This window comes from Limoniibacter endophyticus (genome assembly GCF_014652835.1).
GTDB lineage: Bacteria > Pseudomonadota > Alphaproteobacteria > Rhizobiales > Rhizobiaceae > Limoniibacter > Limoniibacter endophyticus.
In genome coordinates, this window is sequence record NZ_BMZO01000002.1 from 196,910 (window position 1) to 210,744 (window position 13,835).

The window sequence follows — 13,835 nt, forward strand, 5'->3', positions numbered from 1 at the left end:
ACGGAAATGAAGGCAACAGAAGCAGGGCTCCTCGCGTTTCTCAAGAAATCACCACAGTTCGTGATCCCGATCTACCAGAGGACCTATTCCTGGACCGAGCGTGAATGCCGCCAGCTCTGGGATGACATCATCCGCGCTGGAAGCGACGACGCGATATCCGTCCACTTCATCGGTTCCATCGTCTACATTGAGGCTGGGCTATCCCAAGTTTCGCATCAAGCGCCCCTGCTTGTCATAGACGGGCAGCAACGTCTGACAACCGTCACACTCCTGCTCGCGGCGCTTGCCGAGGCGTTGAGCGACGCTGAGCCGATTGATGGCTTCTCCGCCCGGAAGTTGCGCAACTATTACCTTCTGAACCCCGAGGAATCCGGAGAGCGGCACCACAAGCTTCTTCTGTCTCAGACCGACAAGGCGACACTTATGTCGATCGTTGGACAGAATGAGCCGCCGGTCGAACGCTCCCTTCGGGTCATGCAAAATCACGCGCTATTCAGGGATCTGATAGCGGCGCGCCAAGATAGCGTGACCGCAGTGTGCAAGGGCCTCGCTAAGCTCGTGGTTGTCGATATCGCGCTCAGTCGCGATCAGGACAATCCACAGCTCATTTTCGAGAGCATGAACTCCACGGGTCGCGAACTCAGCCAGGCCGACCTTATCCGAAATTTCATCCTTATGGGGTTGGAGCCCACTCTGCAGACCCGCCTCTATGAACAGTTTTGGCGGCCGATGGAGGTCTCGTTCGGGCAAGAGGCCTACAACACGCATTTTGACAGTTTCATGCGTCATTACCTGACCGTAAAGACCGGGGAGATTCCGCGGCTGGATGATGTTTACGAGGCTTTCAAAGGGCATGCTCGGTCGCCGAAGGTGGCTGATGCCGGCGTTGAGGTGCTCGTAAAGGATATCCGGGACTTCGCACGGTACTATTGCGCCATGGCCCTTGGAGCGGAAAGCGACAACGCCCTGAAGACAGCCTTCCACGACCTCCGGGAGCTCAAGGTCGATGTTGCGTATCCGTTCCTGCTGGAACTGTATCAGGATTATTCAACCGGACTGCTTGCCAAAGATGAGTTCCTGGAGGCTGTGCGGTTGATCGAAGCCTATGTATTTAGGCGCGCGATCTGCGCAATACCAACAAATTCTCTTAACAAGACGTTTGCTACGTTCACCAAGGCACTGAAGAAGGACCGGTATCTTGAAAGCATCAAAGCGCATTTCCTTCTAATGCCTTCTTATCGTCGCTTTCCAAGTGACGACGAGTTCAAGCGCGATATCCAGACGCGGGACCTATACAATTTCCGCAGCCGCAGCTACTGGCTGCGTCGATTCGAAAACCATGACCGGAAGGAACGGGTTCCCGTTGACGAGTACACGATTGAGCACATCATGCCTCAGAGCGAGCAGCTGTCGAGTGCATGGAAAGCCGCACTCGGTGACGAATGGGAGCGTGTTCATCAGACTTACCTTCATACGCTCGGCAATCTGACCCTCACGGGCTACAACTCTGAGTACAGCAATCGCTCGTTTAAGGAAAAGCGAGACATGCAAGGGGGCTTCAAGCAAAGCCCGCTTCGGGTCAACTCGGGGCTCGGTGAGCTGGAGGCATGGAACGAAGACACTATTCTGTCGCGCGCTTCGCAGCTGGCGGTGCAGGCGTCAGACGTTTGGCGGGCGCCACTGATTGCGGCCGATGTTCTCGCCGCATACCAACCAGAAACGGCGAAAGCCGCCGGATACTCCATCGAAGATCACCCTCATCTTCTGAATGCGCCCACGCGCGGTCTGTTCGATGCGTTCCGTACTGAGGTGTTGAAGCTTGATCCATGCGTAAGCGAAGAGTTTCTGAAGCTGTACGTCGCATACAAGGCGGAGACAAACTTCGTTGACGTTGTCCCTCAAGCGAAGCAACTACGCCTTTCCCTGAATATGGGCTTTGCCGAGATAAGCGATCCCCGAGGCATGTGCAAAGATGTCTCTGGCCTTGGCCGGTGGGGAAATGGCGATGTTGAAGTGCGTTTCAGTACACTCGACGAGCTCCCCTATATAATCGGCCTTGTTCGGCAATCCCTTGAGCGCCAGCTTGGAAATGGAGGCGATGCATGAGCCAATTCGCATTCCTTCAAGCTGAATTCGCTGAGGTGCACGAGCACGCCGTAAAAGCGGAAAAACTGGCGCTTTCGGACCCCCGCAGCGCCTGCTTCTACGCGCGGCTGGCGTTGGAGGTGGCGGTCAAGTGGATGTACCGTCATGATCGCGCGCTTCGGTCGCCCTATGAGACGACACTGTCCGCGCTGATCCACGAGCCGACCTTCAGGAAGCTTGTCGGTGACGCCCTGGTGGCCAAAGGGAAGGTGGTCAAAGACCTGGGTAACGCAGCCGTGCATGAAGCTAAACCCGTTGCACCCGCACGCGCCATCACTGCCGTTAGAGAGTTGTTCCATATCGCCTATTGGCTGGTCCGCACCTACGCGAAGGGCGCGAAACCGGCCGCCGCAGTCGCATTTTCGGCTGATGCGTTGCCGCATACCACTCAGGTGGAGGCGTCCACTCTCGGGAAGCTCAAGGAAATCGCGAGACGCTTCGAGGAGGCAGCCAGGGAACGAGAACGCGCCGAGCGACTGCGCCTGAAAAGCGACGGCGATCGGTTGAAGCTGGAGACCGAGATCAAGCGGCTTCAGGACGAGATCGCCAAGATCAAAAAGGCCAACCAGGCCGTGCCCGACAGGCACGACTACAATGAGGTGCAGACGCGGGACGCTTTCATCGACTTGCTGCTGGCGGAAGCTGGTTGGACGTTCACCAGACCAGGCCACGACACCGAGTGCCCCGTCACCGCCATGCCGAATGCCACGGGCGAGGGCTTCGTTGATTATGTGCTCTGGGGGGACGACGGACGACCGCTCGGCTTGGTCGAGGCGAAGCGCACCCGCCGAGATGCACGGGAAGGGCAGCGTCAGGCCGAACTGTACGCCGACGCGCTGGAGCGCCAGTTTGGGCAGCGGCCGATCATCTTCTATACCAACGGCTATGAGCACTGGATCTGGGATGACCGCCGCTATCCGCCGCGCCCTATCCAGGGTTTTCTCAAGAAGGATGAGCTGGAGCTTGCGATCCAGCGGCGTGCGACACGCAAGCCGCTGGCACCGGAGGATATCAACTCAAAGATTGTCGAGCGCTACTACCAGACCCGTGCCATTCGCCGGGTTGCGGAGGCTTTCGAGAAGGACAATCTGCGCAAGGCGTTGTTGGTCATGGCGACGGGCTCGGGCAAGACGCGCACTGTCATCGCACTTTCCGACCTGTTGATGCGCGCCAACTGGGCGAGACGCATCCTTTTCCTTGCTGATCGCGTCGCGCTCGTCAATCAGGCGTCGAACGCTTTCAAGGCGTTTCTGCCGCAGGCTTCTCCCGTGAACCTGGTCACCGACAAGGCTGCCCACGGACGGGTCTATGTTTCGACCTATCCGACCATGATGGGGCTGATTGACGAGACGAAAAGCGGAGTAAGGCGTTTCGGGCCGGGGCATTTCGACCTGATCGTTATCGATGAGGCGCATCGCTCGGTCTACCGGAAGTACAAGGCGATCTTCGACTACTTCGACAGCCTTCTGGTCGGCCTTACGGCGACTCCGAAGGATGAGGTCGACCGGGACACCTACGCGCTCTTCGATCTGGAACGCGGTATCCCCACTGACGCCTATGGGTTGGACGAGGCCGTCAGTGACGGCTTCCTCGTACCGCCCAAGGCTGTCTCCGTGCCGCTCAAGTTCCAGCGAGAGGGCATCAAATACGACGACCTCTCTGAAGAAGAGAAGGAGGCGTGGGACGCCATCGAATGGGACGAGGACGGTGCGATCCCGGACCGCGTTGAAGCGGCGGCCGTCAACAAGTGGCTGTTCAACGAGGACACCGTTGACAAGGTGCTTGAGCACGTCATGACCCATGGGCTGAAGGTCGCTGACGGCGACCGGCTGGGGAAGACCATCATCTTCGCCAAGAACCATGACCATGCCCAGTTCATCGCTGAACGCTTCGATGTGAACTATCCCCATCTCCAAGGGCGTTTTGCCCGCGTCATCGACTTCAAGACAGAATATGCCCAATCGCTGATTGACGATTTTTCGTCTGCGGACAAGGAACCTCACATCGCCATTTCGGTGGACATGCTCGATACCGGTATCGACGTCCCCGAGGTGGTCAACCTCGTCTTTTTCAAGATTGTTCGTTCGAAAACCAAGTTCTGGCAGATGATCGGGAGGGGAACGCGGCTGTGTCCTGACCTGTTCGGCATTGGTCAGCATAAGGAATATTTCTACGTCTTCGATTTCTGCCAGAATTTTGAATTCTTCAACCAGAACCCCGACTTATCCGAAGGATCATCTGGCGCTTCACTGAGCGAGCGCCTGTTTGCGACACGCGTCGACCTGATCGGCGAACTCGACAGACAACGGCATCCGGACGGCAATGATCCGGCCGCGGTGCTGCGGCGCGATGTTGTCGCCCAGCTTCGTGCCGAGGTAGACGGCATGAACGTCGAGAACTTCATCGTTCGACCCAAGCGGCGGATTGTTGAGAAGTACAGGGCCGACGAAGTCTGGTCGAAGCTGGGTCTGGACGAGCGCGCCGAGCTCATCGACCACATCGCCGGGCTTCCGTCTGCCGTAGTCGATGACGACATTTCCGCCAAGCAGTTCGATTACCTCATCCTGCAAACCCAGTTGGCGGTACTGCGGGCGCAGAAGGCATTTGCTGGCTATAAGAAGCGCATTGTCGATTTGGCGGCGGCGCTTGAAGAACTCGGCAATGTCCCGATGGTCGCGGTTGAGATGGCGTTTATCCTAGAGATTCAGACCGACGAGTTCTGGCAGGACGTGACGCCACCAATGTTGGAAACCATCCGCCGCCGTCTGCGGAGCCTTATCAAGCTCATCGAGCTGAGGAAGCGCCCGCACGTCTACACCGACTTCGAGGACGAAATCGGAGGTCCGACCGAGGTCGAGCTTCAAAGCGTCGCCGTCGGGACCGATATGCACCGTTTTCGTATGAAGGCCAGACACTTCCTGAAGGAGCATGAGAACCATATCGCGATTCAAAAGGTTCGCCGAAACGAGCCCCTGACAGCACAAGACCTGGCGGAGCTGGAACGCATCTTCATCGAAGCCGCTGTGGCGGCTCCCGAGGACTTGGAGCGGGTCCGCAATGATGGCGGGCTTGGGATTTTCGTCCGCTCTCTGGTCGGCCTCGACCGCGAGGCGGCAAAACACGCGTTCGATCGGTTCCAGTGCAAGCGAAAGCTGTCGGCCAATCAGATCGAATTTCTTAACATGATAATTGATTACCTTACGGACCGAGGCGTGATGGATCCGCGGCTCCTCTATGAGAGTCCTTTCACCGATTTCGATGCGATGGGGGTGGAAGGTGTTTTTGATAATGTGGGTGTTTCTGAGCTTATCAGTATCTTGGAGGAGGTTCGGCAGCGTGCGGCTGCTTGACGTATAATTGGCTCTGATAACTGAATGTGGTTGCGCTTCCATGCTTTCATGATGACCAAGCTGCCCTGTGTGACTTGTTCCGCGAGCGTGAAGGAGGTGGGATGAGCACATACGCCGAAATCTTCAGTTGGCCTCGGATACATCATAAGGAAGGCCTGCTTTCGAAAATTGCCAGCGCGCATTTGATGGCCGGCATGCGGCGAGAAGCGGACATCTGGTGGCTGTCAGCCAGCTCTGCCTTTGATTATGTCTCCTTTGGAGGGGTATAGAGGGTTATGGAGTAGGTATCGTGCCCATCGGTATCTCGCATGGCCCGGCAGACTACTTGGTGCCACCTGCCGGGCTGTGCGGATCCTGATGAGAACTATATCTTCCTTCTTCCAATCCGCAGGTGTCACCATCGCGTCGATGATCGGGTCGATTGCCTCATGGATCGAGCCGTAGGACAGCTTGGCGTCGGAGAACATATCGCCGGTCGGGATGTCCTCGGGGATGTTGTCGAAATCGTCCCGCTGTTCATTGACGTGCCCGTCGAGGAAATCACTCTCGATCAGAACGATATGATGGAAGCCGCCCACCGGATTGTTCTGTTCGGTCCGGGTCCGCAGATACCGGGCGGTGATGTTTTTGACGGGAGAGGACTTCGCACAGAACGCGATGGCGCTTTTGGGAAGATCGTAAACGGCGGCATCCAGCTGGTAGTGGGACAGCTTGAAGGTTTGAAATGTTCCCAGCGTGTCGCCCGAATGCGGATCGCGCTCTTCGACCTGAACAACCGGGGCAGCCGTAACGGTAGGCAGGTCTGAACGCTTCAGCGTTTCGACCTGATCTTCCGACTTCCAGTGGGATGTCAGAAACTCGAACTCGAAATCTCCCAGACGGCTTTCGAGGCCTACCAGTCTCTGGAGAAAGGCGACCAGCATCTGTTTCTTCAGAATAGGCGCCGAAAACAGATGGCTCAGTGTTTCGCCATGAGCGATTCGTGAGCGAGCCGTGTCCTTGAACTGCTCAAGCTGGATTAGCGTTCCGATGTCGCCCTCATTGCCGACAGACGATTTGAAATCGTCATAGTCGATCTGCTTTTGCGGCTCGGAATAGTGCATCTGGCGCCGAACGATGTCCGTTCCTTGACGAAAGGTGCTGTCGATCGACAAGGCAGCAAAATGATGAAAATACTGGATACGGCCGGCACCCTTGCACTGCCCGATCCCTGAGATCGGAAGGTCATCCTTATAGGATGTATCCTTCGTCAGAAACGCCTTGAGCTGATCGTCGCCAAGCCCACATCCGTTGTCCTTGCAGGACACCGCCATGGTCTCCCCATCCCCGAAAATATCGCTGGCTGAGAACTCGACCCGAATTTTAACACTCAGGTTTGGAGCCGATCCATCCCGGTGAGTTCGGATAAGAAAAGAGTCTATGGCGTTAGATATTATCTCTTCAAAAACGACATAGGGATTAGAACTTAATTTGGTATTTTTGATGCTTCCCCTGATGTCCAGCGTCATGTCAGTTTCAATCAATGCCCTGGGTGCCTTTGGAGGACACTTCTGGCCGCCACCTGGCTAGCAAGTCAAGCCGGTCCTCAGAAAACGCGACACTTCCTTTGGCGTGTCATGCAAGCGGCCTAGTGGTCAAGACTAAGCGATTTTGCTGATCATCCACTTTGCTTCACAACGCAATGTAGAAGCGCGTTCGCCTCCGGGCGGGCGTGGCTGCTGCCGCATGATCCTCAACAGGTTCGCTAAGGGCTTTGCCCTCGCGCCAGCAAGGTAAGTGAAACCGTCCGGGGCGGTATCCCCGGCCTTCCGCGCTTCGCTTGTGCAGGCCGGGTGATCCCCCTCCGCCCCGGCCGCCCTTGCTCGTTACTACCCCAGTCTCGGCGACGGCCAGAAGGACTGGCGCGGCGTTCCGCTTCGCTGACCTTCAGACCTGAGGATCAGAGACATGACCAACGTATGCGATAGCAGCACCCCCCGCATCTATGTTGCCTGCCTTGCAGCTTACAATAACGGCTTTCTGCATGGAGTTTGGATCGACGCGGATCAGAACGCTGACCAAATCCGGGACGAGATTGCCGCGATGCTTGCCCGTTCCCCTGTCGAGGACGCGGAGGAATACGCCATTCACGACTATGAGGGCTTCGAGGGCGGCAGCATCTCCGAATATGCCGGCATCGACAGCGTGGCGCGGATGGCCGCTTTCATTGCAGAGCATGGCGCACTCGGCGCGGGCCTTCTGGAGCAGTTCGGCGGCGACATGGACCAAGCCGAATCCACCTTGGAGGACTGCTATCATGGTCAGTTCGCCAGCCTTGCCGACTACATGGAGGAGCTGACCACCGAAAGCGTCACGGTCCCCGAGGCGCTGCGCTACTATGTCGATTGGGACGCGATGGCACGCGACGCCGAGATGGGCGGCGACCTGTTCACAATCGAGGCCGCGCACGGCGAAGTGCATGTGTTTTCCAACAGTTGAAAGCATGACTGCCTGTCGTCCTCATACGGACAGGCATCTCGAAAGCACCGGCTGTTTCCAAGCAAAAAACACCAAAGAATGATCGGGTTAGTCGCTCAAGGTATCTGCTTTTAGCTGCTTCTATATTCACAGTGATCCTTGAACCTCTCTTTGCCGGGCGCTGCCCAGCGTCCCGGCTTGGGGAGGTGACGCCATGCTCAGCATCGATTGGCGATCACCGGCGGCATACGGGTATGCGAAGCACATCCCTGCCGCTGGTTTCGCTTGGGAATACCTGCGCCGCAACGACGAATATCGTCAGGACTGCCAGACCATCGCATTGACCGGAGGGACAGCTGCCCGCGAACTTGAAGCGTTCGCGCATCGCTGGGGTTTGCGATTTCCCGTGCGATCCCGACGCGCCGCATGATCGGCAATTGCCGATCTGGAGTCCGCGCCTTCAACCGCAAGCCGTGATGTTGTCGCCGGTCGATCACAAGGACGACGACACCGAACCAGTATTGACGCTCGCGCATCTCGACGGCCTTGACCTGCGCCGCGCCGCCGATGGCTGGCACGGCATCTGGCAGGTGGATGGCGTCGCGCACCAATTCTGGCTGCCCGAGGCCGCGCCGGACGCTGCCGCTTTCTATGCCGTCACGCTGCCGATGGATGCTTTTTTGGAGCTTCGCGCTCACGCTGTCCGCCGTTTCTGGCGGTCTCTCAACCGCCGCGCGCCCGGTCCCGATTTCCGGGCGGTCCCCGCCCAGCTCCGGCAATGGCATATCCTCTCGCTGCGCGCGCTCGACGCCCGGCTGTATGGCGAGAGCTATCGCACCATTGCCGAAGTCTTGCTCGGCTTTCGAGGCACCAAAGAGGATTTTGAGAACGACCCACGCAAGAACAAGGCCCGCCGCCTGGTCGCGCATGGCATCAAGATGATGCGAGGCGATTATCGCCTGCTACTTCACTACCCGATCAAGCCCGGCAAGCGTTGATCCTGCTGGGCGTGGTCCTCACGCCTTATTGGCTGCGGCCTGCTCCAAAATCTTCCGATAACCTTCACGCGATAGCCATTGCGCGCGTTGGAGATGGCTTTGCCAGCAACGGCGAGTCCGAAGTTCCTCAGCGGCCGGATCACGGTGCAGCACGATCCGCGCGACTTCCTTCCAGTCCGCGCCCTCGGCCTTCGCATCCAGCAAACGCAGATAGGTGACGTAATGCCGTTCGTCATAGACGGTTATGGTGTCGCCGGTCGGCGCTTCATCGTCCACATCTGGATCGAGTTCGACGGGAACCCGCATAGTCATTCCCCGTATCCGAGAGAGCTTTGTCTGCGGTGCGCCCCCGCAAACGATTCTCTCTGACTCTTGGTGATCGGGGAGTTAGTAACCGTCACGAAACGGCCCCATGGCCTTTAGCTCGGAAAGCCTGTTGTATACGCCACAGGCTCCCCGACCATAGGTCAAGGAGTTGGTGCCGTTCTGGCTGGCACCGGCCATTCGTGAGGGGTTACTACGCCCCAGAGCAGCGCGTCTGCTCCGTTGCGATTCTTAACCTAACCGCGAGGGAATGTCTTCGCCTATTCAGCGCGGCAGGCGATGAGCCGCTGAAATCCCACACCAATTAGCCGCGCGACGACACCCCAAAGGGGGTGCCGCCAGCGCATAGACGCAAATGCGGCACGCTACGCGCCGCCAATCCCTCGCCATGGTTCGCCACAGTCCGCTGCCGCCCCCCGGCAGCCCAATCCCGACTGGAGGTGTTCCATGCCAAACCCGCTTGCGGGCCTGCCGCCGCGCCTGTTGCGCACCAAGGAAGCCGCGCGCTTCCTCGGCATATCCATCCGAACTCTTGAGAAACATCGCACTTATGGCACCGGTCCGACCTATCGAAAGGTCGGCGGGCGCGTCCTCTACACCGTCCGCGATCTGGAAGACTGGAGCGCGACCGGCGAGCGCAAATCCACTCGCGACAAGACCGCCGGCACCGTCTTTCCCGCGCGTCCGCTTACGCCCGAAGAACGGGGCGACTGCTGATGCTGCGCGAGGACGATCACGCCCCCGCGCAGCCGACCGAGGACAGCGAGCGCAGCCGCCTAGACCCCTTCGTGGTCGCAACGGGCGACGCGCCGCCGCGCGACCAGCGCGACTTGATGGAACGGCCGTTTTTCTCGCTGGCGAAGACCCCGCGCACCAAGTCGATTCTCTACAAGGCGGCCGACATAGAGGTGCAGGTGTTCGGAATGCCCGAGCACGGCATGGCGACCATATGGGACGCCGATGTGCTGATATGGGCGGCCTCGCAGATCGTTGCGGCCGAGAACAACGGCCTCACCACGTCGCGTTTTGTCCGGTTTACGCCCTACCATCTGTTGCGCGCCATCGGGCGGCCGACCGGCAATCATCAATACCGGCTTTTGAAAGCCGCGCTGGCGCGGCTGCAATCGACCGTCATCGCCACCTCCATTCGCAACGGCCCGCATTGGCGTCGCCGGCAATTCTCATGGATCAACGAGTGGGAGGAAATGACGACGCACGCCGGCCGCGTCGAGGGCATGGAGTTCGTTCTGCCCGAATGGTTCTACAACAGCGTCATCGACCGTTCGCTGGTCCTGACCATCGACCCGGCCTATTTCCGGCTGACTGGCGGCATCGAGCGATGGCTTTACCGCGTCGCCCGAAAGCACGCCGGGCACCAGCGCCATGGCTGGATTTTCGAGGTCGCGCACCTTCATCAGAAATCCGGCAGCCTCGCGCGGCCGTCCGACTTCGCGCTCGACCTGCGCCGGATCGCGGCCCGCCAGCAACTCCCCGGTTATCGGCTCCAGATCGAGCGGGAAGACAGCCGCGAGATGCTGCGCATCCGCCCCGATAATTCATCAACAGGCACTGTTGATAACCCTGTTAATGCCATCGGCAGATCAGGCGCACGGGGTATCGGCACATCAGGCGCACCACTATCGGCAGAACAGGCGCATGAGCCGCAGCTAACCCTCTGGCCTGAAAAGCGGAATCCGACCGCTAACTTATCTAACAGAGAATCTAACTCTTTTTCTTTGACGCGCGCGCAGGCGAAGCGTGGTGCGGGTTCTGCCCGAAGGGGCGAGCCATGACGGCCGCGCTCGACGCGCTGCGCCCGCGCAGCCCCCAGCACATCCCCGGAGACGAACAATGACCCGTCGCGCCCACCGCAGCGCGCACGGCCGTCCGCTGCCGGACGGGCCTGCGCCCTTCACCACATTGGTCGAGCTGACCTTCGACAAGCGCAAGGTCGAGCACTGGATACGGTTCGGGCGCAAGAGCTACGAGCAGATCATCGACCGCCGCCGCAGCGTCGTCGGCTTCGCGCCGGGCAGCGTCTTCGCTTTCGTGCGATGGGCGAAGGGCGAGCACGGCACTGTCGTTTCGCGCATCGACATTGTGCGCGCCATCGGTCGCGGCGAGCCGTTCCAGACATTGTCGTTCGTGCGCCCCGGCGGCGAAATCCTGCTGCGCCTCGATAACTGGGCGAAGGTGCAGCGCGCGCTTGCCGCTATCGACGCCGTGGAATCGCTCGGCCTCGATCCAGCCGACGCTTCGCCGGAGCATTGGCGGCACGTCCACAACCGGCTGACCGCCAATCTGGAGCCGCACGCCTACACCCCCGAGCGACATGCCGCGTGGCTTCACCGCCGAAGGATCGAGCCATGACGCGCCGCCGCACCCTCACGGTGACGGCGCTCGCCGTCCTCGGCATCGCCGCCGCCAGCGCCGTCGATTGGCCCATGAAACTCATCTGGAACGCGACGGCCAGCGCACCCATCGGCTTCTACACGGTCGAGCCGACCGACGCGCTCGACGTGCCCGAGCTGGTCGCCGTCATGCCGCCCGAACCGCTCGCCGTCTTCATGGCCGAGCGCGGTTATATCGCGCGCAGCGTCCCGCTGTTGAAGCGCGTCTTGGGCCTGCCGGGACAGCGGGTTTGCCGCACCGGCCGCACGATCACGGTGAACGGGATCGAGATGGGCGAGGCGCTGGAGCGCGACAGCCTCGGCCGCAATCTGCCCATCTGGCAGGGCTGCCGCGTCATCGGTGACGACCAGCTTTTCCTCATGAATTGGGAAGTCCGCGACAGCCTCGACGGCCGCTACTTCGGCCCAATTCCCGCAAGTTCCGTCATCGGCCGGGCGGTCCCGCTCTGGACCGATGAGGAAGGCGTCGGCCGCTACGAGTGGCGCGCGCCAACGCACTGAAATCACCCCCGAGAACCAACCACAGGAGATTTCCATGGCACTGATCGGCCAGTTCATCCGCACCGAAACCGGCTATTCCGGGCAGCTTCGTTCGTTCGGCCTCCAGGAGCAGCTTGTCATTGTTCCCGCCGAGCCGAGCGCCCTAAAGAACGCGCCCGACTACCGCGTGCATCTCGACAGCGAGGACGGCCCGGACGTTGGTCCCGCATGGAAAGACTCCAGCGAGAACGCTGGCGAGTTCCTATCCCTCAAACTGGACGGACCCATCTTCCCGTTTCCGATCCGCGCCAGATTGTTCCAGTCCAACGACGACCCTTCGTCTTGGGGCCTGCATTGGAAGCGCCCCCGCAAACGCGAGGATCAGGAATGAAGGCCGCGCGCGTCCGGCCAGCCATCCGGTCAAAGATCGGCATCCCTTTGTTCGCGGAAAAGCCGTCTCATCCCTCCGTCCCGCTTGGCGACCGGACGGCCGGCGCGCGCAGCGAAGGTCAGGGGCGGCCATCGGCCGGCGCTTGCGCCTTGCCCTTGACCGCAGCGAGCACGCTGGCAGGCTGGTGTCGAAGCGGACACAGGACTGCATGGCATTATGCCGTCCTGATACTGACCGGCGTGCTTTCCGTCTGCGCAGGATCGGGCGTCGCGGTCGCGCAACCCACGCCCGTCGAGCGCCCGGCCGCCGTCCATCCCCATGCGGCCCACATTGCAGAGGCGTCGCAGCGTTTCGGCATCCCCGAGCACTGGATTCGCGCTGTGCTGCGCGCTGAAAGCGCGGGCGACATGCACGCGATTTCGTCGGCCGGCGCGATGGGATTGATGCAGGTGATGCCCGCAACATGGGCCGAGCTACGTGGCCGCTACGGCCTCGGCCGCGATCCCTACGACCCGCGCGACAACATCCTCGCCGGCACGGCCTATCTGCGCGAAATGTTCGACCGCTATGGCAATGTCGCGGCGATGTTGGCAGCCTACAATGCCGGTCCCGGCCGCTATGACGAATACCTTGCAACCGGCCGCACTCTGCCGGCCGAGACGCGGGCCTACGTCGCCGCGCTCGCCCCGATCCTTGGCGGCGCGGCTCCATCGGGTGCGCCGTTGCAACCACCGGCACCGCTGCCCGATTGGCGCGAGGCTCCGCTGTTCGTCATGCGCCCGGACGACACGCGAGTTGCCGCCGCACCGCCGTCCGAGGTGCAAACAGGCGACGGCCGCGCTGCCGTTCCGGCGCGCGACCCCGCCCGTGCGGAGCCGCAGGACGGCAGCATTTTCGTGGCGAGCGCCAGCGACGGGGGAACGCCATGAGGGCGGCGTTCCCGCGCTCGGCGGCGCTGGTTTCGGCATCCGGTCGGGTAGGTTTGCGCCCGGCAGGATTCCCGGCAGGAGGGGCAGAAACGACAGAAAGGGCGGAGGGCAAGATTAAAGAAGACGGCACCATATCGGGCCGCTTCTGGAAATTATTGTTGTCTGCACACTGGTTAGGTGGCCGGTTCCGGCACCATGGTTTTGAGGGGTCGCGTGCCGCGATTTCGCGCAAAGCCTTGGGTTTGCAGGGTTTCGAGCGGCACCATAGGCCCATATCGGCCTGTTTTCGCCGACTTTGTCCGGAGTTGCGCCCTTGAGCGCCGACGACGAAAACCGCTTCCGACCGAAGC

13 protein-coding genes are annotated in these 13,835 nt (G+C 60.3%); 11 read left to right on the forward strand and 2 right to left on the reverse strand.

Annotated elements, in window-relative coordinates:
- Nucleotides 1-6: 6 nt before the first annotated feature.
- Together IE151_RS03485 and IE151_RS03490 are read left to right on the forward strand one after the other, a co-directional pair.
- Complete coding sequence (locus IE151_RS03485) at nt 7-2,106, forward strand: GmrSD restriction endonuclease domain-containing protein (RefSeq protein WP_189487966.1); 2,100 nt, start codon at nt 7-9, stop codon at nt 2,104-2,106.
- Nucleotides 2,103-5,495 (forward strand): DEAD/DEAH box helicase family protein, encoded by a 3,393-nt coding sequence (locus IE151_RS03490; protein ID WP_189487967.1) that lies wholly within the window; start codon nt 2,103-2,105, stop codon nt 5,493-5,495. Before IE151_RS03485 ends, IE151_RS03490 begins: the two co-directional genes overlap by 4 nt.
- A gap of 224 nt (nt 5,496-5,719) precedes the next feature.
- On the opposite strand, the gene IE151_RS03495 is transcribed toward IE151_RS03490, so the two are convergent.
- Entirely contained in the window at nt 5,720-6,808 is a 1,089-nt protein-coding gene (locus tag IE151_RS03495) for a hypothetical protein (protein ID WP_189488386.1), read from the reverse strand.
- A gap of 634 nt (nt 6,809-7,442) precedes the next feature.
- Here IE151_RS03495 and IE151_RS03500 point away from each other — a divergent pair.
- The 3 genes from IE151_RS03500 to IE151_RS03505 all read left to right on the forward strand — a co-directional run bounded on the left by IE151_RS03500 (nt 7,443) and on the right by IE151_RS03505 (nt 8,950).
- A complete protein-coding gene (locus IE151_RS03500; protein ID WP_189487968.1) occupies nt 7,443-7,973 on the forward strand; it encodes an antirestriction protein ArdA in 531 nt (176 codons plus the stop codon).
- Nucleotides 7,974-8,166: 193 nt separating this feature from the next.
- Nucleotides 8,167-8,382 carry a transcriptional regulator domain-containing protein gene (locus tag IE151_RS17680; protein ID WP_244636592.1) on the forward strand — a complete coding sequence of 72 codons (216 nt, stop codon included), beginning with the start codon at nt 8,167-8,169 and terminating at the stop codon, nt 8,380-8,382.
- Nucleotides 8,321-8,950, forward strand: a complete 630-nt coding sequence (locus IE151_RS03505) for a DUF2285 domain-containing protein (protein WP_428978137.1) — start codon at nt 8,321-8,323, stop codon at nt 8,948-8,950. Before IE151_RS17680 ends, IE151_RS03505 begins: the two co-directional genes overlap by 62 nt.
- Nucleotides 8,951-8,968: 18 nt before the next feature.
- Here IE151_RS03505 and IE151_RS03510 read toward each other — a convergent pair whose 3' ends face one another.
- Complete coding sequence (locus IE151_RS03510; RefSeq protein WP_189488339.1) at nt 8,969-9,256, reverse strand: DNA -binding domain-containing protein; 288 nt, start codon at nt 9,254-9,256, stop codon at nt 8,969-8,971.
- 465 nt (nt 9,257-9,721) lie between these two features.
- On the opposite strand from IE151_RS03510, the gene IE151_RS03515 reads away from it, so the two are divergent.
- Genes IE151_RS03515 through IE151_RS03540 form a run of 6 tightly spaced genes read left to right on the forward strand, consistent with a single transcriptional unit; the run spans nt 9,722 to nt 13,485 of the window.
- A complete protein-coding gene (locus IE151_RS03515; protein ID WP_189487969.1) occupies nt 9,722-9,991 on the forward strand; it encodes a helix-turn-helix transcriptional regulator in 270 nt (89 codons plus the stop codon).
- The gene (locus IE151_RS03520) at nt 9,991-11,067 is read left to right on the forward strand and encodes a replication initiator protein A (RefSeq protein ID WP_189487970.1); all 1,077 of its coding nucleotides are present in this window, start codon (nt 9,991-9,993) and stop codon (nt 11,065-11,067) included. Before IE151_RS03515 ends, IE151_RS03520 begins: the two co-directional genes overlap by 1 nt.
- A 58-nt stretch (nt 11,068-11,125) precedes the next feature.
- The gene (locus IE151_RS03525; protein WP_189487971.1) at nt 11,126-11,644 is read left to right on the forward strand and encodes a DUF2840 domain-containing protein; all 519 of its coding nucleotides are present in this window, start codon (nt 11,126-11,128) and stop codon (nt 11,642-11,644) included.
- Nucleotides 11,641-12,186 carry a S26 family signal peptidase gene (locus tag IE151_RS03530; protein WP_189487973.1) on the forward strand — a complete coding sequence of 182 codons (546 nt, stop codon included), beginning with the start codon at nt 11,641-11,643 and terminating at the stop codon, nt 12,184-12,186. The genes IE151_RS03525 and IE151_RS03530 overlap by 4 nt, the downstream gene beginning before the upstream one ends.
- Nucleotides 12,187-12,220: 34 nt before the next feature.
- Entirely contained in the window at nt 12,221-12,556 is a 336-nt protein-coding gene (locus tag IE151_RS03535) for a DUF736 domain-containing protein (protein WP_189487975.1), read from the forward strand.
- Nucleotides 12,553-13,485, forward strand: coding sequence for a lytic transglycosylase domain-containing protein (locus IE151_RS03540; RefSeq protein ID WP_189487977.1), 933 nt, complete (start codon nt 12,553-12,555; stop codon nt 13,483-13,485). The genes IE151_RS03535 and IE151_RS03540 overlap by 4 nt, the downstream gene beginning before the upstream one ends.
- Nucleotides 13,486-13,835 lie beyond the last annotated feature (350 nt).